Genomic DNA, 24146 nt, shown 5'->3' with positions numbered 1-24146 from the left:
GACTTCGGACAAAATACGTGGCTGGTCGAGGAGATGTACCAGCAATACAAGAAGGATCCCAAGTCGGTCGATCCGAGTTGGCATGACTTCCTGGCCACCTACGATCCGAACTCGAACGGCTCTCCCGCCGACACCACCACCGCGAACGGCGGGTCGAGCACCACCGCCACCGCCAAGCCTGCACCTGCGGCGCCCCGCTCGGAAGCTCCGTCACCGGCCCCGCAGCAGCCGCGGCCGAAGCAGCCGACCAAGCAGGTGACCCTGGACCAGCAGCCCGCCGCCACCGCCGCCGTCCGTAAGCCGGGACCGGCCAAGGAGTCCACCGCGACCAAGGCCGCATCCGGTCAGAGCACCGCCAGCCGGGACGGTTCGGCCCGATCACACAAGTCGAAGGACGCGGCCAAGGGCGCCTCCGCAACACCTTCGGCCGACGAGAACAAGGTCCTGCGCGGGCCCGCCGCCGCGATCGCGAAGAACATGTCGGCCTCGCTGGAGATCCCGACCGCCACCAGCGTTCGCGCCGTGCCCGCCAAGCTGATGATCGACAACCGCATCGTCATCAACAATCATCTCGCGCGCACCCGCGGCGGCAAGATCAGCTTCACCCACATCCTCGGCTACGCGATCGTCCAGGCGATCAAAGCGTTCCCGAACATGAATCGACACTTCGCCGAGGTGGACGGGAAGCCCAACGCGGTCACCCCGGCCCACACCAATCTCGGCCTGGCCATCGACCTCGTCGGCAAGGATGGCAACCGCACGCTGGTGGTCGCGGCCATCAAGAAGTGCGAGACCATGGGCTTCGCCGAGTTCTACAACGCTTATCAGGACATCGTGCGCCGCGCCCGCGACGGCAAGCTCACCGGTGACGACTTCGCCGGGGTGACCGTCTCGCTGACCAACCCGGGCACCATCGGCACCGTCCACTCGGTGCCCCGCCTGATGAAGGGTCAGGGCGCGATCGTCGGCGCCGGCGCGATGGAGTATCCGGCAGAGTTCCAGGGCGCGAGCGACGAGCAGATCGCCGAGCTCGGCGTCGGCAAGCTCATGACGCTGACCTCCACCTACGACCACCGCATCATCCAGGGTGCGGAGTCCGGCGACTTCTTGCGTACCGTCCACGAGCTGCTGCTCGACGACGCGTTCTACGACGAGATCTTCACCGCGTTCCACATTCCCTACGAGCCGGTCCGGTGGCGTCGGGACATCCCCGCGGGTCTCGTCGACAAGAGCACCCGCGTGCTGGAGATCATCGCCGCGTACCGCAATCGCGGACACCTCATGGCCGACATCGACCCGCTGATGATGGACAGCGACGCGCGGGCGAGCCACCCTGACCTCGATGTGCTCACCTATGGCCTGACCCTCTGGGATCTCGACCGCACGTTCAACGTCGGCGGATTCCACGGCCAGGACAAGATGAAGCTGCGCGACGTGCTGTCGATCCTGCGCGACGCGTACTGCCGCCACGTCGGCGTCGAGTACACGCACATCCTCGAACCCGAGCAGCAGCGCTGGGTTCAGGAACGCGTCGAGATCAAGCACGTCAAGCCACCCGTGGCCGAGCAGAAGTACATCCTTTCCAAGCTGAACGCGGCCGAGGCCTTCGAGACCTTCCTGCAGACCAAGTACGTCGGACAGAAGCGCTTCTCACTGGAGGGCGCCGAAGCCGTGATCCCGATGATGGATGCCGTCATCGATCAGGGCGCCGAGCACACCCTCAACGAAGTCGTCATCGGTATGCCGCACCGCGGTCGCCTCAACGTGCTCGCCAACATCGTCGGCAAGCCGTACTCGAAGATCTTCACCGAGTTCGAGGGCAATCTGAACCCGTCGCAGGCCCACGGTTCCGGCGACGTCAAGTACCACCTCGGCGCCGAGGGCAAGTACTACCAGATGTTCGGCGACAACGAGATCAACGTCTCGCTGACCGCGAATCCCAGCCACCTCGAAGCGGTCGACCCGGTTCTCGAGGGACTCGTCCGTGCCAAGCAGGATCTGCTCGACGACGACGACCAGTTCTCGGTCCTCCCGCTGATGCTGCACGGCGATGCCGCCTTCGCCGGCCAGGGTGTGGTCGCCGAGACCCTGAACATGGCGATGCTCCCGGGCTACCGGACCGGCGGCACCATCCACATCGTGGTCAACAACCAGGTCGGCTTCACCACCGCGCCGGAGCACTCCCGCTCCACCGAGTACTGCACCGACGTCGCCAAGATGATCGGCGCGCCGATCTTCCACGTCAACGGTGACGATCCCGAGGCCTGCGTGTGGGTCGCCAAGCTGGCCGTCGACTACCGGCAGGCCTTCGGCAAGGACGTCGTCATCGACCTCGTCTGCTTCCGTCGTCGCGGCCACAACGAGGGCGACGACCCGTCGATGACCCAGCCGGCCATGTACGACGTGATCGACACCAAGCGCGGCGTCCGCAAGAGCTACACCGAAGCCCTGATCGGTCGTGGCGACATCTCGACCAAGGAGGCCGAGGACGCCCTGCGGGATTACCAGGGACAGCTCGAGCGGGTGTTCAACGAGGTCAAGGAACTCGAGAAGTATCACGCCGAGCCGAGTCCGTCGATCCAGGCCGACCAGACGCTGCCGACACGGCTCGTGACCGCGGTCGACAAGGAGGTCCTCGAGGCCATCGGCGACGCCTTCCTGCACACGCCCGAGGGGTTCGAGGCACATCCGCGTGTCAAGCCCGTCCTCGAACGTCGCCACGAGATGTCCCGCCACGGGAACATCGATTGGGCGTTCGCCGAGTTGCTGGCCTTCGGTTCCCTCGTCCTCGAGGGCCGGATGGTTCGACTGTCCGGTCAGGACTCCCGGCGCGGCACCTTCACCCAGCGTCACTCGGTGCTCATCGACCGCGAAACCGGTTCGGAGTACACGCCACTCAACCGTCTCAAGACGATCGAAGGCGACGACGCCCCGGGCAAGTTCATGGTCTATGACTCGCCGCTGTCGGAGTTCGCGGTCGTCGGCTTCGAGTACGGCTACTCGGTCGGCAACCCGGACGCGCTGGTGATGTGGGAGGCGCAGTTCGGTGACTTCGTCAACGGCGCCCAGTCGATCATCGACGAGTTCATCTCGTCGGGTGAGGCCAAGTGGGGCCAGCTGTCCGACGTCGTCCTGATGCTGCCCCACGGACACGAGGGCCAGGGCCCCGACCACACCTCGGGCCGTATCGAACGGTTCCTGCAGCTGTGTGCGGAGGGATCGATGACGGTGGCGCTGCCGTCGACGCCGGCGAGCTACTTCCATCTGCTGCGTCGCCATGTTCTCGACGGCATCAGCCGACCGCTCATCGTCTTCACCCCGAAGTCGATGCTGCGCAACAAGAACGCCGTCTCACCAGTCGAGGAATTCACCGACGACAAGTTCCGCTCCGTCCTCGATGACCCGAAGTTCGTCGGCGGCGGCGATCGCAGCAAGGTCAAGCGCGTCTTGCTGGTGAGCGGCAAGCTCTACTACGAGCTCGCCGCGCGCCGCGACAAGGAGAAGCGCGACGATGTGGCGATCGTCCGCATCGAGCAGCTCTACCCGGTGCCGCACCGCCGCCTGCGCAACACGCTCGAGCAGTACCCGAATGCCGACGACTTCCGCTGGGTTCAGGAGGAGCCGGCCAACCAGGGCCCGTGGCCGTTCCTGGGTCTGTGGCTGCCCGAGGTCTTGCCGGATGTCCTCAGCGGCCTCCGCCGGATCTCGCGTCGCGCGATGTCGGCGCCGTCGTCGGGCTCGAGCAAGGTGCACGCCGTGGAGCAGCAGGAGATCCTCGACGAGTGTTTCTCCTGATCTGACCCAAGCAAGATCCGACCACGACGGCGGGTGTCCCTTCCGGGACACCCGCCGTCGTCGTCTCCGCCGACAGAACCCCAGATCCCGCCGACAGAACCCGGAATAGCGCCGACAGAACCCAGGATTGCGGCGGCAGAACCCGGAATCTCGCCGACAGAACCACGAATCTTGCCGACAGAACCCGTTCGATACAACACTCAGAAGAACCCGCCGCGTGCGCGCAGCGCCTGCTCGAGCTCCATGATGATTCCCCACTGATCAGTCCGCATCCGGTCTGCGGTGATGCGTTTGACGATCCAACCGAGTGCTATCAGCTTGGCATCACGTGCCTCGTCGTGCGTTCGCTGCTCCGGAGTGGAGTGGAACTCTTCGCCGTCGTACTCGATCGCGATCTTGAGTCTCTCGTATGCGAGGTCGATCCGCGCGAAGATGTGGCCGGTGAGCGGATCGGCCACCTCCACCTGCAGGTCCGGTGTCGGGAGATCACCCTTGAACATGAGTAGCCGGAGCCAGCTCTCGGGCGGCGACTCCGACCTGCCGTCGATCATCGGTATCAGAGCACGCAATTGGCGGATACCGCGGCGAGCCCCGAACCTCTCGACGTAGTCGACGAGGTCTTCGGGACACAGACCGGTCGCCCGAGCCAGGTCATCGAGGTGGCCGAGCGCGCGCCATTCCGGCGGCACACGGCCTATGTCCAGCGCGGTTCGACGAACCGAGGTCACCGAAATGCCGTCGACTTCGACGACATCATCGGGATCGAGTTCGGTGCGATGCACAGCACGCCCACGGCCTCGTTTGTTGCCGGCGTCAGGAGCACGGATCAATTCGACGGTGAAGTCTCCGTCATGCCACTTGCCGCCGTGCATCACCTTCGCGGCGATGCCCGCGACAACCACGTCATCCGGTGCGGACAGGGCGGTCGCGACGATGCGCTCACGGGGCGCGAGAATCGCTGAGCGATCGACGTAGTTGTGCCCGTGCAACCGCGTGAACGCCGCAGAGAACTGCTCGGCGGACATGTCGGCAGCCGCCACTGCCTTCTTGCGTCGCACCAGGTATCGATCGTCGGCGGGTGTTCGTGTCATGACGACATTGGACGGTACGAACGCGACGCCAGTGGCGGCAGATCACGCACATGTGGATAACTCGGCGGCTGTCCACAGATTTACCTGCGAACGCTCGTCGGGATTCGGTCGGGCGTTTCGGGGTTTTGTCGGTGAGATGCCGGGTTCTGTCGGCGGGTTTTGGGGTTCTGTCGGCGAGATTCGGGATTCTGTCGGCAGGCTTCGGGGTTCTGTCGGCGCGTTTCGGGGTTCTGTCGGCGAGATGCCGGGTTCTGTCGGCGCGTTTTGGGGTTCTGTCGGCGAGATTCCGGATTCTGTCAGCGAAGGAGTCAGGGCTGGACGACCGATGCCAGCGCCGGTAGCGCTGCGGTGATCACCGCCAGCAACTGCTCGCGGGTGATCACCGGGTCGGTCAACCAGCTGATGGTGGTCTCCTCCACGAACGAGATCCAGCCGTGGACCGTCATCTCGACGACCGGGGTCACCTCGATCCCCAACGCAGGCGCATGATCCAGCACGCGTCCCGCCATCACGGCGCGCGTCTGGTCGAAGACCTCACGCATGGCCGGATCGGCGCTGGACGAACCACGCATGAACGCCATGTAGGCCTTGCGGTTCGCGCTCACATAGTCGATGAACGCCGACATCGACCCGGAGAGCATCGCGATCGGATCGCCGAGGTCGGGATCGGGCGTGGTGCACTCGAGCATCTCGTCGGCCTGCGCCCGCGCGATGGCGACGTGGAAATCCTGCTTCGACTCGAAATAGTGGAAGAGCAGTGCCCGCGACACACCCGCCGACTCGGCGATGGCGTCGATCGACACCTGCTCGAGTGGGCGCTCACGCACCATGGCGAGGCCCAACGCGATGAGCTGGTCGCGCCGCGCCTCGGGACTCATCCGGGTCCGCTTCACCGTCGGCACAGAACCTGGGGTCACTGCCACAGTGTAGGTGTCCTTTCCGCCGTCGTTGCTGATGAACCCCACCGTAGGGCCTTATTGACCAACATTCAACAGACTATTGACGCATATTCAGTAGACCTCTATGGTGAGACCATGACAATGATCGATGTACAGATCGCCATCGTCGGGGCAGGCTTCTCCGGCCTGGGCGCAGCCATCAAACTCAAGCAGAACGGATTCGACGACTTCGTGATCCTGGATCGCGGGGCGGACTTCGGCGGCACCTGGCGTGACAACACCTATCCGGGCGCGGCCTGCGACGTCCCGTCACAGCTCTACTCCTATTCGTTCGCCCACAATCCGCGCTGGTCACGGTCATATTCTCACCAGCCGGAGATCCACCGCTACATCAACGACGTCGCCGACGAGCACTCCGTGCGCGCCCACACCCGCTTCCGCACCGAGGTCGAGAACGCGCAGTGGCACGAGGACGAACGCCGCTGGATTCTCGATGTCGTCCGCGACGGTCAGCGGGATCAGGTCCGCGCCCAGATCATGGTCGGCGCCGTCGGACCCCTGTGCGAGCCCAACCTGCCCGCGATCGACGGATTCGACACCTACCGCGGCAAGATCGTCCACTCGGCCCGGTGGGACGACGATTTCGACTTCGCCGGGAAGCGTGTCGCCGTGATCGGCACGGGCGCGTCGGCGATCCAGCTGGTGCCCGAGCTCGCCGAGGTCGTCGACCGACTCGACGTTTACCAGCGCACCGCCCCGTGGATCGTGCCGCGCACCGAACGCGCCTACACCGGCGCCGAACACTGGGCGTACGAGAACGTGCCCGGATTCCAGTCCGCGGTGCGTGGAGCCGTCTACGCCATGAACGAGGTCACCGCGTTCGGTCTCACCTACTCCCCGAAGAGCCTCAAGCCGATCGAGCTCGTGTGCCGGGCGAACATCGCGCGGGCCATCAAAGACCCGGAACTGCGACGCAAGGTCACCCCGTCGTTCCAGGTCGGCTGCAAGCGAATCCTGCGGTCCAACGACTGGTACCCGGCGATAGCCCGCGGCAACGTCGACCTGGTCACCGACGGCATCGACTCGATCACCGAGACCGGCATCGTCACCAAGGACGGCAGCAGCCGTGAGGTCGACGTGATCGTGGTGGCCACCGGCTTCCACGTCACCGACTCCCCCGTCTTCGAGAAGATCGTCGGCGCCGACGGTCGCAGCCTGACCAGCGTGTGGGATGAGATCGGCATGCAGGGCTACAAGGGCTCCTTCGTCAACGGCTTCCCGAACATGATGCTGATGATCGGACCGTCGACCGGACTCGGCCACACCTCGATGGTCTACATGATCGAATCGCAGCTGAACTATCTGGTCGACTACCTGAAGACCACTCGCGCGCAAGGCATCACCCGCACCGACGTCAAGCTCGACGCGCAGCGGGAGTTCAACAACGGGATCCAGCACAGCTTGCGCAACAGCGTGTGGGTCAACGGGGGCTGCGCCTCCTGGTACAAGGACCACCACGGCAACATCACCACGCTGTGGCCCGGATTCACCTTCAACTTCCGGCGGATCACCAAGCGGTTCGACATCGCCGCCTACGATGTGGAGCGTCGCGGACAACGCGCCACCGCCTCCCCCGCCGCCGAGGCGCAGCCGGCGACGGCTGCCGTCTGATCCCCACGGTCTGATCCGTACCGTCTGATCCCCCGATCCGAACGAGGAGTACACAGTGAAAGACTTTCGTGACAAGGTCGTCGTCATCACCGGCGCCGGGTCGGGCATGGGCCGCGACCTCGCCGTCAAGCTCGGGCGGATGGGCGCCAAACTCGCCATCTCCGACATGAATCCGGAAGGTCTCGCGGCCACCGAGAAGTTGGTCGGCGAGACCGGTGCGCAGGTCCACGCGCAGATACTCAACGTCGCCGAGCGCGAAGCGGTTCTCTCCTACGCGGAAACCGTTGTGGCGCACTACGGCAAGGTCAACGTGATCTTCAACAACGCGGGTATCGCCCATCACGGCGAGATCGAGCGCACGGAGTTCAAGGACATCGAGCGCGTGATGGATGTCGACTATTGGGGCGTCGTCAACGGCACGAAGGCGTTTCTGCCGCACATCATCGAGTCCGGTGACGGTCACATCGTCAACACCTCGTCGCTGTTCGGTCTGCTCGCCGAACCCGGGCAGGCCGCTTACAACTCGGCCAAGTTCGCGGTCCGCGGCTTCACCGAGGCGCTGAACCAGGAGATGATCCTGGCGAAGCACCCGGTGAAGGTGACCTGCGTGCATCCGGGTGGGATCAAGACGGCCATTGCGCGCAACGCGACCACCTCCGGCGACCACGACCAGAAGGAGTCGGCGGACTTCTTCGACCGCTATCTCGCGCGGATGTCCTCGGAGGACGCCGCCGACGTCATCATCAACGGAGTCCGCAAGAACCGTGCCAGGGTCCTGGTCGGCACGGACGCGAAACTGCTCGACCTCTGGGTCCGCATCGTTGCATCCGGCTACCAGGGCATCACCGCGCGAGTGACCGGATGGGCGCTCTCGAAGGCGAACTGACCGCGAACTGAGCGGCGCCGATCGGACAACACCGACAACCCTGACAACCCTGGCCGCCCCGCCTCGCGCGGGGCGGTTTTGGTGACTGAAGACCCTCCCGCACGAAGGCAAGCCGAACCTACTATGGGTGGAGTCTTGGCGTTGGGGTTCCATCCCGGCACCCCGCTGGGGATCGAGGGTGTGATGAGTGTTTCGCGTATGGGTGTGACCGGTGGTCTCGCCGATCTGAGGATCGGCGAGCGACGACGCGTCCGCGGCATCGCGGCGACATGCCCGCCCGAGGTGACCCGCAGGCTGGCGAGCCTCGGCTTCGTACCAGGTGCCGAGGTCACCAAGGTGCGCAACGCCCCGATGCGCGATCCGAGCATCTACCGCGTGATGGACTACGACATCTGCCTGCGAGCGCGAGAGGCCGCCCAGATCATGTGTGAGGCGACCGAGTGACGGACTGTCACGGACCCGGCGCCGGCCCCTCCCGGTCTTCCGGCGGTGACCATGGCACCGGGACCGTCGCCCTCATCGGCAGCCCGAACGCGGGCAAGACATCTGTCTTCAACGCCCTCACCGGATTACGGATGAAGACCGGCAACTATCCGGGCGTCACCGTGGCGCGCACGGTCGGCCGTGCCAAGATCCCGGCACCCGATCCGGCCGGAACGTCGTCGGTGATCGAACTCGAGGATCTGCCCGGCGCCTACAGCCTGGACCCCATCTCCCCCGACGAGCAGGTGGTCGCCGACCTCCTCAACGGCACGCTGCCTGCAGCCGAAAGGCCCGATGCCGCACTGGTCGTCGTCGACTGTACGACGTTGCGTCGATCCCTCGCTCTCGTCGCAGAGACCCTCAACCTGGGAATTCCGGTGGCGGTCGTCCTCACGATGACCGACGAGATGGAAACCCGGGGTGGCACGGTCGACGTGTCGAGCCTGCAAGAGGTGCTCGGCGTCCCGGTTCGCGCAGTGATCGGGACGCGCGTGTCCAGCCTCGGAGGTGTCCGCGAGCTCCTGGCCGACCCGACGTCCTGGAGCCGACCGCCGATCCCGCCGCCATGCGAGCCGGGCCCCGAGCGCGACGACTGGGTGAACTCGGTCGTGCTGCTGTCGGGCTACCGCGCTCCGGCCGAACACACCCGCACCGTGACGATCGATCGGTGGTTGCTGCACCCGATGCTGGGCAGCGCCTTGTTCCTGGCCTTCATGTTCGTCTTCTTCCAGATCGTGTTCACCGTGGCCGCACCGCTGCAGGGATGGGTCGAGAACCTCTTCTCCTGGCTCGGCGGCATCGTGACCGATCACGTGTCGACGCCGGTCCTGGCCGAATTCCTGTCCACCGCACTCATCGGTGGTGTCGGCACGGTATTGACCTTCGTGCCCCAGATCATGCTGATGTTCCTGCTCATCGCACTGATGGAGAACATCGGCTACATGTCGCGGGCCGCATTCCTCACCGATCGGGTGATGAGCCGGGCGGGTCTGGAGGGACGGGCCTTCGTCGCGATGCTGTCATCGTTCGCGTGTGCCGTGCCCGGCATCATGGCGACCCGGACCCTGCCGTCGTCACGGGACCGGATCGCCACCGCGATCACCGCGCCGCTCATGACCTGCTCGGCCCGAATCCCGGTGTACGTGCTGCTCATCGGCCTGCTCGTACCTCCCGATGCGCGGTTCGGCCCCGTCGGCGCACAGGGCGCGGTGATGTTCGCCCTGTATTTCCTCGGCGGGTCGTCGGCGATGCTGGCGGCGGCGCTGTTCAAACGAACGAAATCCCTGCGCAGCGGACTGCTGCCGTTCTACATGGAGATGCCGCCCTACCGGACGCCGTCGCCGAAATCGGTGATGTTGATGATGTGGGACTCCACGCGGATGTTCCTGCGCAAGGTCGGCAAGATCATCCTGCTGACCTCGGTCGCGCTGTGGCTGCTGCTGTCGCTGCCCGCCCACAGCACCGAGGCCGCCAAGGTCGAGTCGGACACGGTCGCCACCCAGCTCGCCCAGGGCGCCACCGCCGACGACGCCCGGACGGCCGGCGAGGCGGCGGCCCGCTCCTACGTCATGGAGAACAGTTTCGCGGCGTCCGTCGGCAAGTTCGTCGAGCCCGTGTTCGAACCCCTCGGCTTCGATTGGCGCATCGACATCGGCATCCTCGGTTCGTTCGCCGCACGCGAGGTGGTGGTCTCGACGCTCGGACAGATCGCCTCGGCCGAGAATCCCGACAACCCGTCGCAAGCACTGTCGACGATGACCTACACCGACGGACCTCATCAGGGTGAGAAGGTGTTCTCGGCACCGACGATCGTGGCCATGCTGCTGTTCTTCGTCTATGCCCTGCAGTGCATGTCGACGATCGGCGCGTTGCGCCGGGAGACCAACTCCTGGAAGTGGCCCGCGATCGCATGGAGCTACATGTTCGTGCTCGCCTGGGTGGCCGGATTCATCGGGCACCAGATCACTGCCGCGGTCACCCGGTAGGCATCGTGTCGGTCCTGCTGATACCCACCGCCGATCCCGAGTCCGGATCGACCATCCGATGGCGCGTGGGGCCCGGGCTCGTGCGCGTCACAGGATCGGTACCCCGGGAGCGTTTGCCGGGTCCGCTGCGGGCTCTGGCCGACGATGGCGTTCTCACCGCGGTTCGGGTACAGCCCGGCCGGGTCGAGACCACGTTCGCCGATGCGCCACCCACATCGGTCGACGGCGCCCGCGTGCGGTCGGCCCTCTATGACGTGCTGTCGGCGCCGGGCGGCTGGCCCGACGACGAGCCATCTGCCGACGATGGTGCAGCGTCGGATCACAGCGACATCAGTACCTCGGATACCGCGCGCGCCGCCGACCGCGAGCTCGCCCAGACGGTGACGACGATCCTGCAGGGCGAGTTCGGCATGTATGCGGCCTCACACGGCGGTCGGATCGAATTGGTCGACGTCCACGACGGCATCGTCACCGTGGCGCTCGGGGGCGCATGCCATGGTTGCGCCGCGGCCAACGTCACGCTGAGTCGTAACCTGGCATCGCGGTTGCGACGCGAACCCGGATTCTCCTCGCTGGCCAGCACCGACGACCCACCGGTCGAGCGCGGCCGCCGGCCTTGACCCTCCGGCGAAGGTCGTCGACAGACCCGGCCGGTCAGAGTCCGTGCTCGGCGAGCCAGCTGGTCGCGACCTCGTGTGCGTTCGCGCCCTCGCTCACCCGCTGCGCGAGCCCTGCGAGGTCCGCGGTGGTCATCTCGCCGGCGACCACGTTCATCGTCTTCACCTGATCGGTCGACAGCGCACCCGTGCGGTAGACCGGTACGAGAGTTTGCGGCCGGGGACCCACCGCGGCGGCGACGTCGGTGGTCGTCGCCGGCGACGTCGTGCTCGGCGTCGTGCTCTCCGTCGCCGGGGACGCCGAGCGCAAGGCCCTGATGTCGCCGATCGCACCCTCTGCGTCACCGCCGGCGACGTCGAGCGGAGTCAGGATCCCGACGGCCCGGCCGGTGGCGACCCGAGCGGCCGCGTCGGACACGGACCCCACGGACTCGACCGGGCCGAACCGGCAGCCGGCAGCGGTGAATGCCTCGATGACCCCCTGATCCGGCCGGCCCACGACCACCAGCGGCGAACCGGCGGGCAGGCGATCACAATCCGTGAGGTCCGTGACGTTGCCGCGGTCGGCGATCGATGCCGCGACGAAGACCTCCGGCGTGGCTGTCACCATCGTCGGATCGCCAACGGAAACCCCCTGCGGGAGTGAACGATTCAGGTCCCTATAGACGTCATCAGGGGTCTGCGGGGTCAGTTGGGGCGCGAGTTGGTCGAGCAGGAGGCCGCTGAACGCCGGAAAGAGATCCACGGTGGCGGCGTCCATGTCGTCGAGCAAGTCGCGATAGTCCCCGGTCTCCATGGTCGTCGACACCGAGCTGCCCGCGTTGCGCAGAGCGCCGGCGTAGACCTCGGACATCACGGACATCGCCGGTGTCCCGGTCGATCCCACCACCAGCTCACCTCGGTCGGCGTCGTCCGAGCAGCCGACCACCGCCACGGCGAGGGCACAGGTCATCAGGATCGCTGTCGCTGCGCGCTTGATCACGCGCCCCACGTTAGCCGCCCGCTGCGATGAACCCGGCGATGGAGTCGGCGATGAGTTGCACGGCGATCGCCGCGAGCAGCAGGCCCGCGATCTTGGCGAGCAGGGTGATCCCGCCGACCCCGAGAAGTCGGATCAGGACGGTCGAGTATCGGAGCACGATCATCACGATGAGGTGGACGCTGATGATGGCCGCAGCGATGGCGACGTAACCGCCGACATCCCCGGACACCGCGCTGACGCCCACGATCACCGCGGCGATCGCTCCGGGTCCCGCGAGCAGCGGCGTACCGAGTGGGACGAGCGCGACGTTCACATCATCACTGGCCTGAGGATTCCCGGCGTTGCCGAGACCAGTGAGCAGTTGCAGGGCCACCAGCAGGAGGAGCAGTCCGCCGGCGCCCTGCAGGGCCGGGATCCCGATGTGCAGGTAGTTCAGGATCGCCTTGCCCCCGACGGCGAAGACGCTGATGACGAACAGACTCACCATCGGCGCCTGCCATGCCGCCCGCTTGCGGTACTCCGGGGAGCGGTGTCCGACGAGGCTCAGGAAGACGGGCACCTGACCCGGCGGATCCATGATCACGACCAGCGTGATCAGCGTCGTCGTATAGACGGTCACGTCGAAGGGCACGCGGTGATCCTACGAGTAGCATCCCTGATGTGCCTTCGATGCCGCACCTACGTCCGGGAGGACTCGTTCCTCCGCGACGTGACAAACGGCCCCTGCCCCGGATCCGGATACCGGCGGCACGTGCCGTCGTCGATTGTGCGGTCTACATCGACGGCGAGCGCCAGCCCGGCCGGATCTCCTACTCCGATGCCCTACGGCAGGTGCGTTCGACCGGAGAAGGGTTCGTCTGGCTCGGTCTGCACGCACCCGACGACGAACAGATGCAGGGCGTCGGCGAGGTGTTCGGTCTGCACGAACTGGTCGTCGAGGATGCCGTACACGCCCATCAGCGCCCCAAGCTCGAGGTCTACGACGACACCCAGTTCCTGGTTCTGCGGACGGTGAAGTATGTCGAACACGAGTCGATGGAGAAGGCCAGCGAGGTCGTCGAGACCGGCGAGATCATGATCTTCGTCGGGTCGGATTTCGTGATCACGGTCCGACACGGTGACCACACACATCTGTCCGGGGTCCGACGTCGTCTCGAAGCCCGGCCCGAACGCCTCGTGCTCGGGCCGACCGCAGTCCTGCACGCGATCGCCGACCTCGTGGTGGACAGCTACCTCGCGGTCACCGACGAGATGGAGACCGACATCGTCGCCATCGAGTCGGCGGTGTTCGGACCGCAGCGGTGGCTCAACATCGACCCCGTCTACCTCCTCAAGCGTGAGGTGCTCGAACTCCGGCGCGCGGTCACACCGCTCACCGGTCCACTGGCCAGACTGACCGCCGACAACGCGCTCGTACCGAAGGAGGTCCGCCGTCGATTCCGGGATGTCGCCGATCACCTGACCACGGTCATCGACCGCGTCGTCGAGTACGACGAGGTGCTGACCTCCCTGCTCGGCGCGGCGGCGGCGAAAGTGGGCATCCAGCAGAACACCGACATGCGCAAGATCTCGTCATGGGTAGCGATCGCCGCAGTGCCCACCCTCGTCGCGGGCATCTACGGGATGAACTTCGACCACATGCCCGAACTGCACGTGGTGTGGGGCTACCCGGCAGTGCTGCTCTTCCTTCTGGTCACGTGCGGGACCCTGTGGGTGGTGTTCCGGCGTCACCACTGGCTCTGACCGTCACAGTTTCGCGGCCGCCCGGTCGGCCGCCATCACATCGATCCCCGCCTCACGCCACGCCTCGCGCAGCGCGTCGGCGCCCTTCAATCGCACCCAGGCGGCCTCGTTGGCAGTGATGGGGATGGCCCGGAGAAACCGGGCCGGTTCCATCGGATCGTCGAGCGGCAATTCGCCGAGGGCATCGGGTTCGAGGATCAATGCCGTCGGCGCCGCGCCATCCCAGATCGGTTCGGACAGGTCGAGCAAGGCGTCCTCGGCGAGAATGAGCCCCTCGACCGACGGCGCAGCCGCCAGCGTCGCCATGCGCCGGTGCAGCCCGGGCAGCGCGGTCCCGCCATGCATGCGTATCACCAGTTCGGCACGTGGCCCCCGGACCGGATCGGCGTGCAGGTCCGTCGGCTCCGCCATCGGATGCCGCGCACAGCCCACCGTCACGTAGACGACGTCGGCGCCGTCGACGAAGCGCAGCACATCGATCGGCTCGACACCCAGGAAGGTCACGGAGGCCCGCTGCGGCTCGGCGCCGAACACCTCGACGAGATGGCGCAGGATGCGATCGGTGACACGGTCGTTCACGAGACCTACCGTAGGGCACCGCGCCGGCACCACGACATCTCACCGCCCCGACGTCGACACTCGCGACGGAGACTTCCGCGCACGGCCCGGGATCCGCTCGGGCACAGGACCCGGTTCCGCCGCCTGCCCTGCGCAGTTCCCGTCATACGTAATTAACGTCGTCGATCCACTTCCGAGATATCGTGTAGATGGAATAGTTCCATACGGAACAATAATGCCCCAGGAGGTCAGTCCGGTGCCCGAGTTGCTCTTCCCGTTGGATTCGTCGAAGTCGTTCACCGATCAGCAGATCGTCGGCCACAACCGCTGGCACCCGGACATCCCGGCCGCGGTCACGGTGAAGCCGCGTGACACATTCCGTGCCCATTGCCGTGAGTGGTTCGACGGCGCCATCCACAACGACGACTCCGCCGACGACATTCTCAACGCACCCCTCGACGGCGTCCATGTCCTCTCGGGACCGTTCGCCATCGAAGGCGCCGAACCCGGGGACCTGCTCATCGTCGACATCCTCGATGTCGGCCCGATCCCCCAGGAGGATTCGGGTCCGCTGGCCGGGCAGGGCTGGGGCTACACCGGCATCTTCGCCACCCAGAACGGCGGCGGATTCCTCACCGAGCAGTTCCCGGACGCCTACAAGGCGATCTGGGACTTCAGCGGCCAGAGCGCGACGTCGAGGCACGTTCCGCGCGTCAAGTACACCGGCATCGTCCATCCCGGACTGATGGGCACAGCGCCCTCATCCGCTCTGCTCGGAACATGGAATGCCCGCGAGGCCGCGTTGATCGCCACCGACCCGGACCGGGTACCACCGCTGGCGCTGCCACCACAGCCGAAGGACGCGATCCTCGGGACCCTGACCGGCGCCGAGTACGACCGCGTGGCCGCGGAGGCGGCCCGCACGGCGCCGCCCCGGGAGAACGGCGGCAACCAGGACATCAAGAACCTCACCAAGGGCACCCGCGTCTTCTATCCCGTCTTCGTTCCCGGCGCCAATCTCTCCTTCGGCGACCTGCACTTCTCACAGGGCGACGGCGAGATCACCTTTTGCGGCGCCATCGAGATGGGCGGGTTCATGGACCTGCACGTCGACCTCATCAAGGGGGGCATGGCGACCTACGGGGTCAGCGAGAACGCGATCTTCATGCCCGGCAACACCGACCCGCAATACTCGGAGTGGATCGCGTTCTCCGGCACCTCGGTCACCCTCGATGGCGAGCAGCGTTACCTCGACTCCGACCTGTCGTATCAGCGCGCCTGCCTGCACGCGATCGACTACCTGACGAAATTCGGCTACAGCCCGGAGCAGGCCTACCTCCTGCTGGGCTCCGCACCCATCGAGGGCCGACTGTCCGGTGTGGTCGACATCCCCAATTCCTGTGCGACGGTCTACATCCCCACCGCGATCTTCGACTTCCCGATCGCACCGTCAAAGGACGGACCGGTCCGGATCGACCCCGGGATGGGAGCGCCCCGCGCCTCCTTCTGAGCAGCGGGCGCCCGCACCGGGCATTCTGTTCAGAGTGCGGTGGAATCGACTCCCCGGATCGTCCGGATCAGTTCCAGGAGCCGTGCGGGCGTGCCGTCGGGATCGGTGAGCAGGGCCGCCACCGACTCGGCGGCATCCAGCCGGGTCCCGATACGAGTGAACAGCGTTGCGCCCCGCCGCGTCTGAAAGACCAGAACCCGCCGACGGTCGGTGTCGTCGACCCTGCGATAGACCAGGTTGTCATCGATCATGCCGTCGATCAGTCGGGTGAGACTCGGGCCGGGGAGTAACGTCGCGGCGGCCAGTGTCGACATGGGTGCACCGGCCCCGCCCTCCAGCGCCGCGAGCACGTGCCATTGGTTGACGGTCATGCCCTCGAGCTCGACCGACACCGCCGAATCCACCTGCTGCGCCACGGCATTCAGCAGGCGTGACAGCTCCTCGACAACGTGCGCCCCGACGGCGTGGGTATTGACGGACTCTTCCATGGTGGCTCAAGAGTACCGGTGCACGATCATGAATCGGTCATCATGACGAGAAGTCCCGGCTGGAAGGGAGTATGTTTACACCACGTTTTCCTCCGGCTGATCGCCGGGCGGGACTCACGTCGTCGTGATCTCACTGTCCCCGACCAAGGCGGCAATTGTGGCCCCCTCACCTGACAATTCTCGGCATGCGCTCCGACCGACCGTCGACATCGCACTGGTGGTCCCACTCAGCGGACCGGCCGGCATGTTCGGCCCCTCCTGCGAGGTCACCGCCGAGATGGCCGTCGACGACATCAACGCGGCGGGAGGGATTCTCGACCGCCCGGTTCGTCTGCATGTCGTCGATGCCGGCGCACCGCTGACCCGCCTGGCGCAGACAATGGATCACCTGGTCAGTGAACGGATCGTCGACGGCGTCGTCGGATGGCATCTGTCCAACGCCCGGCAAGTGATCACACCGCATACCGCCGGCCGAGTCCCGTACGTGTACACCACCTTCTATGAAGGCGGCGAGACGAACGACGGCGTCTACATGGTCGGCGAGACACCCGACCAACAGCTCTTCCCCGCCATGCGGTGGTTGCGCGACCACCGGGGCGTTCGCACCTGGTGCGTGGTCGGTAATGACTATGTCTGGCCGAGACGCACGGCGGCAGTGACCCGTTCGTTCATCCATTCGTCCGGTATGAACTTCGTCGGAGACGCCTTCGTACCGTTGGGGAGCCGGGAGTTCGAGCCGATGCTCGATCTCATCCGCCACGCGGACCCGGATGGGGTCCTGGTACTCATGGTCGGCGCCGACAACGCGGCGTTCAACCGCAGCTTTGCGAAGGCGGGCCTCGACGACCGCCACACGCGTCTGTCGATGATGATCGGCGAGGATGTTCTCTACGCGAGCGGAGAAGACGGCACTCACGGGATGTTCACCGCCAGCGGGTACTTCGAGAGCCTCGTCACGCCATCGAGCCTGTCGTTCGGCGCCCGCTACGAGCAGCGGTTGGGCAGCTGCGCGCCGGCACTGAACAACATCGGTGAATCCTGCTACGAGGGAATGCTCCTGCTCGCCTCATTGTCGGCCGCCGCCCGCAGTCTCGACGTGCGTGACATCGCCCGGACCTCGGCACGGGTCGCGTACTCGGGCCCACGCGGAGAAGTGCACATGCGCGGCAGCCACACTCAACAACCCGTGTTCCTCGCCGACACCGACGACATGGAGTTCCGCGTCATCGCAGAGCTCGACTCCTGACGGACTCCTGCTGTCCCGCTGCGGATACCGATGCGGGACAGCAGGAGTTGCCGACCACCGAGCTCAGACCATCGCACCTGAGGACTGCGCGCGCAGTTCGTCGGCGGTCACCGTCTCGGTGTACTCGGGCGTCTTGCACTGGTCGTGACAATCCTTGGTCAACGTGCAGGTCAACGAGGAGATCGTGCCGTTGTGGAACGGGCAGTGGTGCACCATGTCCGGAAGTTCATAGCGCTTGTTGTCGACGATGTCGAGCAACGTCTGTCCGGCCCAGGCCGGCTCCTTCTCGATCTCCTCGCGGATCGGGTTCGGGCGAGCGAGGTAGTACTTACCCTTGGTGGCGATGCAGATGATCGGCGAGAGAATGAATGACACGGCCAAGGCCAGGTATGGCGACCAAGCAGCCATGAAATCACCGAAGGCGTTGTAGAAAGCCATGATCGACAAGACGGAGCCGACCATCATGGACACGAATCCGACCGGATTGATCGAGTAGAGATACGCGCGCTTGAACTCGACGTAGGACGGACTCAGCTTCAGGAGCGGCTTGTTGATGATCAGGTCGGCCACGATCGCTCCCACCCACGCGATGGCGACATTCGAGTAGAAGCCGAGGATGGTGTTCAGGACCGCGAACATGTTGCCCAGCATCAGCGCCAGGGCGATGGCAATGTGCAGGCCGAGATAGACGACGCGGCCCGGGTGGACGTGCAGGACACGGCTGAAAAAGTTCGACCACGACAAGGACCCCGAATACGCATTGGTCACGTTGATCTTGATCTGGGACAGCAACACCATCAGGGTCGCGAGCCCGAGGGCCACCGCGTTGTTGTGGATCACCGATCCGAACCCGCCGAGGAACTGTTCGATCGGTTCGGTGGCCGCGGTGAAGCCGACCTTGCCGGCCACATAGAAGCACAGGAAGACGCCACAGATCTGTTTGGCGGCGCCGAGGATCACCCAACCCGGACCCGCACACAGGACCGCCCCCCACCACCGGACCGGGTTGGTCTCCGACTTCTCCGGCATGAATCGCAGATAGTCGACCTGCTCACCGATCTGGGCGATGAGCGAGAGTGCGACGCCCGCCCCGGCGCCGACACCGATCGCAGTCACCCGTGAGGTACCGCCGTCACCCGCCCAGGACAGGAATCCGTTGAAGCCCTCCGGATCCGCGACCGCGATGAACACGATGGGCGCGACGAACAGGATGAGCCACAATGGTTGCGTCCACACCTGGAACTTCGCCAACGCGGTCATCCCGTACAACACCAGCGGGATGATGATCAGCGAACCGATGATGTAGCCGAGCGGCAGCGGTATGTGGAAGGCCCGTTTCATGGCCTGCGCCATGATCGATCCCTCCAGTGCGAAGAAGATGAAGCAGAAACTCGCATAGATCAGGCTGGTCAGCGTCGATCCGAAGTAGCCGAAACCGGCACCACGGGTCAACAGATCCATGTCGATGTTGTACTTGGCCGCGTAGTACGCGATCGGGATACCGGTCAGGAAGATGGTCACCGCGGCGACGATGATCGCGACCAGGGCGCTCGCAGTACCGTGGGCCACCGCGATCGACGCGCCGATCGAGTAGTCGGCCAGGTAGGCGATGCCGCCGAGTGCCGCGATCGAACACGCCATCGGAGACCATTTTCGAAATGACTTGGGTGCGTATCGAAGCGAGAAGTCCTCGATCGTGTCCTGGGATGCCCAGTTCACGAATCGCTGATAGGCACCGGTGCCCGGCGGCGACGGCGTGGGGTGGACCTGGACTTCTCCCACCGGCTGATCAGATGAGGTCATGTATCCGAACTTTCTCTTCGTGACTGGCGCTGCCCCGGTGCCTCTCGCCGCGAAGTGTCGACAGAAGGCGCAAGGGTCCCCGAGCCGTCCTCGGGCGGCGGCGACCTCAGAACGGTGCTGATCGGACTGTGCACCCGGGGACCTACCGGGTCATGGAGAAGCTAACACCATTTATTTCCATATGGCACTACTCCACATGGAACTTTACGGCTCGGACACGACGCCGTTACAGAACGCCGCTGGACACCAAAATCGTTGCGGATCAACGGGTCACAGGGCCAAATGGTAAAGAGATGGCAAAGTGGTGCCCGGCGTCGATCCGGAGAATCACGGATTACGTCACAGCAGGCGATAGCCTGGACGGATGGTACGTGTCCTGGCGGTGGCGGACGAGGTCGTGGATTCACTGACCTTCGGGGTCGGCATCGAAGGCCGTCCCGACGTCATCCTCGGCGCCGGCGATCTGCCCTTCGACTACCTCGAGGTGCTCGCGACGCTGTGCGACGCCCCCTGTGTCTTCGTGCCGGGCAACCACGACCGCGACCTGTCCGGCTATCGCCGGGGACGGGCCGGATGGTTGCGGGCCGGCCTGCCCAGCGATGAGCCGGGGCCGCGCGGCGCGATCAACGCCGACGGACGCACCGTCGACGTCGCAGGCCTGAGGATCAGCGGTCTGGGCGGCTGCCGCCGCTACAACGAGGGCCCCAACCAATACAGCGACGTTCGCCAGCGGATGCGATCGTGGCGTCTGACCTGCACACGCCCGACCCCCGACATCCTGCTGACCCACAGCCCCGCACGCGGGATCGGCGATGGCGACGACGCGCCGCATCGCGGCTTCGACTGCTATCACGGACTGGTTCGGACGCTACGTCCGACACTCCTCGTCCATGGACACGTGCACCCTTACGGCACACGGCCCACCGACAAGATGATCGGCGACGACACCATCTCGATGAACGTGGTCGGTTATTGCCAGTTCGACATCGAACCCGGCACCCGCGAGTTCCGGATCGTCAGGCGACGTCATGGCTCGTGACACGGGATTCCCGGACGCGGACGCCGAGAACGACTTCACGCGCATGCGTCGGCATGCCGAGATGTCGCGCCTGATGGCGTGGTTCACCCGTCAGCCGGCCGACGTGAACACGATCCTGCCGTTCGACGAGGTCGTCGCGGCGCTCGGCCGTATCGGCGAGACCTACCTCGGACTGCAGCAGGTCGAAGTTGACTCGATCGTCGGAAGTGTCGACCGCACAAAGGATTTCGATCGGTACTTCCGTCCCACATCGTCGCGGATCCGCGAGCGCTGGCAACGCCTCGCGGCCGCGCAGCGACGCGGCGAGTCGGTACCGCCCGTCCAGCTCTACCGGGTCGGATCGATGCATTTCGTGCTCGACGGCCACCATCGCGTGTCGATCGCGATCGCCCGCCACTTCCACACCATCGACGCATACGTCACCGAGATCCACACCCGCATCTCCCCCGAGGGCATCAACGCCGAATCGGACCTGCTGCTCAAAGACCATCGGAGGCTTTTCCTTTCGCGGGTCCCGTTGTCCGGCGCCCAGGCGGAGAAGATCCGGCTGGCGGACCCGTTCGACTACGCGGAGCTCGCCGAGAACGTCGAGGCCTGGGGGTTTCGCCTCGGCCAGGAGATGGGCGAATTCGTCAGCCGCACAGACGTCGCCCGCCGATGGTTCGGCGAGGAGTTCCTGCCGGTGGTGAGGATGGCCCACCGGGCAGGTATCCGCCCCGACCTCGAGAGCGATGCCGAGCTCTACATGTGGCTGGCGTGCGAACGCTATCGCCTGGTCCGCAAACACATCTGGGACGAGGAGATCCTCCGGCAGCTGCACGACATGGGTCGTCGCCGCCGCCGCTGAGGCGCGAGCGTCCCCAACCGCCCCTGAGTCGCCGGCCTGAGAGCCGACGAACGCCACCACCGGCCTGCGAGGATGCCAACCCGACCCCTGAGGAGCCTCCGAGCCTGCGAGGATGCCAACCCGACCCCTGAGGAGCCTCCGAGCCTGCGAGGATGCCAACCCGACCCCTGAGGAGCCTCCGAGCCTGCGAGGATGCGTCACGAAGGGCCGACCCTTCGTGACGCTCGCAAGCTCGCTCCTCAGGGACCGGGGTGGCCACGCTCGCAAGCTCGCTCCTCAGGGACCGGCGTGGCCCCGCCCGCAAGCTCGCTCCTCAGGGACCGGCGTGGCCCCGCCCGCAAGCTCGCTCCTCAGGGACCGGCGTGGCCCCGCCCGCAAGCTCGCTCCTCAGGGAGCAGCGGTGGTCACACACGCAAGCTCGCCCCTCAGCTCAGGGACCGGGGTGGGAACAGTCTGAACACGACACCCCTACGCCCCCTGCGAACCGATCATTCCAAGCGCAGGTTGGCCCCGGACGACAGGTCGAACACCGCCACCTTCGACGGGTCGTAGAACAGTTCGGCGTTGCCACCCCGCGTGATACCCGACTCTGGGGAGACACGGGCGATCATCTGTCCGCCACCGATCTCGGCGCCCGCGTCCGCGGAGAGCTCGGCGAGTGCGTCGCTGGCCGCATGTGGTGCGTCGACCGTGAAATAGACGTAGTTGTCCGAGCCCATCGACTCGATGACGTCGACGGCAGCGGTGAAGGTGGCCCCGTCGGACCGGGCCGCCGAGTCGACCAGAGTGGCGTCCTCGAGGTGTTCCGGCCGAATGCCCACCAAGACCTCGCCGTTACTCTGCGCTTTCTGCGCATTGTCGACGATCTGCTGATGGTTCGGGACCGCGATCCGACCGATCGGGGTCTCGATGGCATCACCCCCGAGGCGTCCCGGCAGGAAGTTCATCGCCGGTGAGCCGATGAAGCCGGCCACGAACAGGTTGGCCGGATGGTTGTACAACTCCTGCGGAGTACCGATCTGCTGCACGTAACCACCGCGCAGCACCACCACCCGGTCGCCGAGGGTCATCGCCTCGGTCTGGTCGTGGGTGACGTAGATCGTCGTGGTGCCGAGCCGATTCTGCAGCCGGGCGATCTCGGTGCGCATCTGGACGCGGAGCTTGGCGTCCAGGTTCGACAGCGGCTCGTCCATCAGGAACGCCTTGGGCGCCCGGACGATCGCGCGTCCCATTGCGACCCGCTGGCGCTGCCCACCGGACAGGTTGGCGGGCTTGCGGTCGAGGTAGGGACCGAGGTCGAGGATCTTGGACGCCTCGTCGACCTTGGCCGAGATATCAGACTTGCTCATCTTGGCCAGCGTGAGCGGGAACGCGATGTTCTCGCGCACCGTCATGTGCGGGTAGAGCGCGTAACTCTGGAACACCATGGCGATGTCGCGGTCTTTCGGAGCGCGTTCGTTGACGCGCTGACCCTCGATGCGCAATTCGCCCGACGTGATGTCCTCGAGCCCGGCGATCATGTTCAGCGTCGTCGACTTCCCACAGCCCGACGGACCGACCAGGATGATGAACTCGCCGTCCGCGATGTCCACGTCGACCTCGTGGACCGCCGTCGACCCGTCCGGGTACTGCTTGGTCACTTTGTCCAGGATGATCTCGGCCATGGGTTATCCCTTCACGGCGCCGGAGGTCAGGCCGGCCACGATTCGACGTTGGAAGAACAAGACGAAGATGATGATCGGAATGGTGATGACCACAGCGGCAGCCGCGATCGATCCGGTCGGTTCCTCGAACTGAGAGTCACCGGTGAAGTTGGAGATGGCCACCGGTGCCGTTATCGCGCGCTCGGTCGATGTCAACGACAGTGCCAGGAGCAGGTCGTTCCACGCGAAGATGAACACCAGGATGGCGGCGGTGACGACGCCCGGGGCGGCCAATGGCGCAATCACCTTACGGAAGGCCTGCCACGGTGTCGCGCCGTCCATCTTCGCCGCCTTCTCCAGTTCCCAGGGGATCTCACGGAAGAAGGCCGAGAGCGTGTAGATCGCCAACGGCAGTGCGAATGTGATGTACGGCAGGATCAGGCCGGGCCAGGTGTCGAACAGGCCGATCTTTCGCTCGATGTTGAACAGCGGTGTGACCAACGAGATCTGCGGGAACATCGCGATGAGCAGCGCAGCACCGATGAGCAACTTCTTCCCCGGGAAATCCAGGCGCGCAACCGCATATGCGGCCATGGTGCCCAGGAGCACCGCGATGATCGTGGTGATCAAACCGATGCCGACCGAGTTACGCAGCGCGCTGGTGAACACGCTGGTGTCGAAGATGCCCTTGTAGTTGTCCCACGTCCATTGCTGCGGAATGAAGTTCCCGTCCTTCACCGCGCCCGGCGGCTTGAAGGACAAGCTGATGATCCACAGCAGCGGGATGACGGCGTACAGCACCACCAGCAGGTTGGCGATGGTCCACCAGGCCTTGCTGGACAGACTTCGTGACATGACCG

At 65.6% G+C, this 24146-nt stretch carries 20 protein-coding genes; 11 read left to right on the top strand and 9 right to left on the bottom strand.

Annotated features, from left to right (window positions below; genetic code table 11):
- Positions 1 to 33: 33 nt before the first annotated feature.
- Positions 34 to 3795, top strand: a complete 3762-nt coding sequence (locus ACVT6V_RS14575) for a multifunctional oxoglutarate decarboxylase/oxoglutarate dehydrogenase thiamine pyrophosphate-binding subunit/dihydrolipoyllysine-residue succinyltransferase subunit (RefSeq protein WP_489900816.1) — start codon at positions 34 to 36, stop codon at positions 3793 to 3795.
- A 200-nt stretch (positions 3796 to 3995) separates the two neighbouring features.
- Here ACVT6V_RS14575 and ACVT6V_RS14570 read toward each other — a convergent pair whose 3' ends face one another.
- Positions 3996 to 4886, bottom strand: a complete 891-nt coding sequence (locus ACVT6V_RS14570; protein WP_489900505.1) for an endonuclease domain-containing protein — start codon at positions 4884 to 4886, stop codon at positions 3996 to 3998.
- A 308-nt stretch (positions 4887 to 5194) separates the two neighbouring features.
- Positions 5195 to 5764 carry a TetR/AcrR family transcriptional regulator gene (locus ACVT6V_RS14565; protein ID WP_489900815.1) on the bottom strand — a complete coding sequence of 190 codons (570 nt, stop codon included), beginning with the start codon at positions 5762 to 5764 and terminating at the stop codon, positions 5195 to 5197.
- Between the two features lie 156 nt (positions 5765 to 5920).
- Between ACVT6V_RS14565 and ACVT6V_RS14560 the strand changes: the two genes are divergently transcribed.
- From ACVT6V_RS14560 to ACVT6V_RS14540, 5 genes are all read left to right on the top strand, one after another.
- On the top strand, positions 5921 to 7456 hold the full coding sequence (locus ACVT6V_RS14560; RefSeq protein ID WP_489900503.1) for a flavin-containing monooxygenase: 1536 nt from the start codon (positions 5921 to 5923) through the stop codon (positions 7454 to 7456).
- A gap of 55 nt (positions 7457 to 7511) precedes the next feature.
- Positions 7512 to 8342, top strand: a complete 831-nt coding sequence (locus ACVT6V_RS14555) for an SDR family NAD(P)-dependent oxidoreductase (RefSeq protein ID WP_489900502.1) — start codon at positions 7512 to 7514, stop codon at positions 8340 to 8342.
- A 183-nt stretch (positions 8343 to 8525) separates the two neighbouring features.
- Entirely contained in the window at positions 8526 to 8786 is a 261-nt protein-coding gene (locus ACVT6V_RS14550; protein ID WP_489900501.1) for a FeoA family protein, read from the top strand.
- Complete coding sequence (gene feoB / locus ACVT6V_RS14545) at positions 8783 to 10810, top strand: ferrous iron transporter B (RefSeq protein WP_489900500.1); 2028 nt, start codon at positions 8783 to 8785, stop codon at positions 10808 to 10810. The genes ACVT6V_RS14550 and feoB overlap by 4 nt, the downstream gene beginning before the upstream one ends.
- 5 nt (positions 10811 to 10815) lie before the next feature.
- Positions 10816 to 11430, top strand: a complete 615-nt coding sequence (locus ACVT6V_RS14540; RefSeq protein WP_489900499.1) for a NifU family protein — start codon at positions 10816 to 10818, stop codon at positions 11428 to 11430.
- 34 nt (positions 11431 to 11464) lie between these two features.
- On the opposite strand, the gene ACVT6V_RS14535 is transcribed toward ACVT6V_RS14540, so the two are convergent.
- Complete coding sequence (locus ACVT6V_RS14535; RefSeq protein ID WP_489900498.1) at positions 11465 to 12409, bottom strand: glycine betaine ABC transporter substrate-binding protein; 945 nt, start codon at positions 12407 to 12409, stop codon at positions 11465 to 11467.
- Positions 12410 to 12419: 10 nt separating this feature from the next.
- Positions 12420 to 13040: a MarC family protein gene (locus tag ACVT6V_RS14530; RefSeq protein ID WP_489900497.1), complete on the bottom strand. Its 621-nt coding sequence runs from the start codon at positions 13038 to 13040 to the stop codon at positions 12420 to 12422.
- A gap of 38 nt (positions 13041 to 13078) precedes the next feature.
- On the opposite strand from ACVT6V_RS14530, the gene ACVT6V_RS14525 reads away from it, so the two are divergent.
- Positions 13079 to 14152 carry a magnesium and cobalt transport protein CorA gene (locus ACVT6V_RS14525; RefSeq protein ID WP_489900814.1) on the top strand — a complete coding sequence of 358 codons (1074 nt, stop codon included), beginning with the start codon at positions 13079 to 13081 and terminating at the stop codon, positions 14150 to 14152.
- A 3-nt stretch (positions 14153 to 14155) separates the two neighbouring features.
- Here ACVT6V_RS14525 and ACVT6V_RS14520 read toward each other — a convergent pair whose 3' ends face one another.
- Positions 14156 to 14731 (bottom strand): suppressor of fused domain protein, encoded by a 576-nt coding sequence (locus ACVT6V_RS14520; protein WP_489900496.1) that lies wholly within the window; start codon positions 14729 to 14731, stop codon positions 14156 to 14158.
- 235 nt (positions 14732 to 14966) lie between these two features.
- On the opposite strand from ACVT6V_RS14520, the gene fmdA reads away from it, so the two are divergent.
- On the top strand, positions 14967 to 16220 hold the full coding sequence (fmdA, locus tag ACVT6V_RS14515) for a formamidase (protein ID WP_489900495.1): 1254 nt from the start codon (positions 14967 to 14969) through the stop codon (positions 16218 to 16220).
- A 29-nt stretch (positions 16221 to 16249) separates the two neighbouring features.
- Here fmdA and ACVT6V_RS14510 read toward each other — a convergent pair whose 3' ends face one another.
- Positions 16250 to 16708, bottom strand: a complete 459-nt coding sequence (locus ACVT6V_RS14510; protein WP_489900494.1) for a MarR family transcriptional regulator — start codon at positions 16706 to 16708, stop codon at positions 16250 to 16252.
- 124 nt (positions 16709 to 16832) lie between these two features.
- Between ACVT6V_RS14510 and ACVT6V_RS14505 the strand changes: the two genes are divergently transcribed.
- On the top strand, positions 16833 to 17954 hold the full coding sequence (locus tag ACVT6V_RS14505; RefSeq protein ID WP_489900493.1) for a substrate-binding domain-containing protein: 1122 nt from the start codon (positions 16833 to 16835) through the stop codon (positions 17952 to 17954).
- Between the two features lie 63 nt (positions 17955 to 18017).
- On the opposite strand, the gene ACVT6V_RS14500 is transcribed toward ACVT6V_RS14505, so the two are convergent.
- Positions 18018 to 19757: a purine-cytosine permease family protein gene (locus tag ACVT6V_RS14500; RefSeq protein ID WP_489900492.1), complete on the bottom strand. Its 1740-nt coding sequence runs from the start codon at positions 19755 to 19757 to the stop codon at positions 18018 to 18020.
- Between the two features lie 364 nt (positions 19758 to 20121).
- On the opposite strand from ACVT6V_RS14500, the gene ACVT6V_RS14495 reads away from it, so the two are divergent.
- Positions 20122 to 20796 carry a metallophosphoesterase family protein gene (locus tag ACVT6V_RS14495; RefSeq protein ID WP_489900491.1) on the top strand — a complete coding sequence of 225 codons (675 nt, stop codon included), beginning with the start codon at positions 20122 to 20124 and terminating at the stop codon, positions 20794 to 20796.
- Positions 20786 to 21643 carry a chromosome partitioning protein ParB gene (locus tag ACVT6V_RS14490; protein WP_489900490.1) on the top strand — a complete coding sequence of 286 codons (858 nt, stop codon included), beginning with the start codon at positions 20786 to 20788 and terminating at the stop codon, positions 21641 to 21643. The genes ACVT6V_RS14495 and ACVT6V_RS14490 overlap by 11 nt, the downstream gene beginning before the upstream one ends.
- 488 nt (positions 21644 to 22131) lie before the next feature.
- Here ACVT6V_RS14490 and ACVT6V_RS14485 read toward each other — a convergent pair whose 3' ends face one another.
- Positions 22132 to 23307 (bottom strand): ABC transporter ATP-binding protein, encoded by a 1176-nt coding sequence (locus ACVT6V_RS14485; RefSeq protein ID WP_489900489.1) that lies wholly within the window; start codon positions 23305 to 23307, stop codon positions 22132 to 22134.
- A gap of 3 nt (positions 23308 to 23310) precedes the next feature.
- Positions 23311 to 24141 carry a carbohydrate ABC transporter permease gene (locus ACVT6V_RS14480; protein WP_489900488.1) on the bottom strand — a complete coding sequence of 277 codons (831 nt, stop codon included), beginning with the start codon at positions 24139 to 24141 and terminating at the stop codon, positions 23311 to 23313.
- Positions 24142 to 24146: the final 5 nt, after the last annotated feature.

Source organism: Gordonia sp. LMA167 (assembly GCF_058130025.1).
Note: the sequence above shows the minus strand (reverse complement) of the source record. Positions and strands in the feature narration are given on the sequence as shown.

Bases quoted from the DNA above. Each gene is read 5' to 3' on its own strand.
- ACVT6V_RS14575 (WP_489900816.1), top strand. From the start codon at position 34: ATGTACCAGCAATACAAGAAGGATCCCAAGTCGGTCGATCCGAGTTGG.
- ACVT6V_RS14570 (WP_489900505.1), bottom strand. From the start codon at position 4,886: ATGACACGAACACCCGCCGACGATCGATACCTGGTGCGACGCAAGAAG.
- ACVT6V_RS14565 (WP_489900815.1), bottom strand. From the start codon at position 5,764: ATGAGTCCCGAGGCGCGGCGCGACCAGCTCATCGCGTTGGGCCTCGCC.
- ACVT6V_RS14560 (WP_489900503.1), top strand. From the start codon at position 5,921: ATGACAATGATCGATGTACAGATCGCCATCGTCGGGGCAGGCTTCTCC.
- ACVT6V_RS14550 (WP_489900501.1), top strand. From the start codon at position 8,526: ATGAGTGTTTCGCGTATGGGTGTGACCGGTGGTCTCGCCGATCTGAGG.
- ACVT6V_RS14525 (WP_489900814.1), top strand. From the start codon at position 13,079: ATGCCGCACCTACGTCCGGGAGGACTCGTTCCTCCGCGACGTGACAAA.
- ACVT6V_RS14510 (WP_489900494.1), bottom strand. From the start codon at position 16,708: ATGGAAGAGTCCGTCAATACCCACGCCGTCGGGGCGCACGTTGTCGAG.
- ACVT6V_RS14500 (WP_489900492.1), bottom strand. From the start codon at position 19,757: ATGACCTCATCTGATCAGCCGGTGGGAGAAGTCCAGGTCCACCCCACG.
- ACVT6V_RS14495 (WP_489900491.1), top strand. From the start codon at position 20,122: ATGGTACGTGTCCTGGCGGTGGCGGACGAGGTCGTGGATTCACTGACC.
- ACVT6V_RS14490 (WP_489900490.1), top strand. From the start codon at position 20,786: ATGGCTCGTGACACGGGATTCCCGGACGCGGACGCCGAGAACGACTTC.
- ACVT6V_RS14485 (WP_489900489.1), bottom strand. From the start codon at position 23,307: ATGGCCGAGATCATCCTGGACAAAGTGACCAAGCAGTACCCGGACGGG.
- ACVT6V_RS14480 (WP_489900488.1), bottom strand. From the start codon at position 24,141: ATGTCACGAAGTCTGTCCAGCAAGGCCTGGTGGACCATCGCCAACCTG.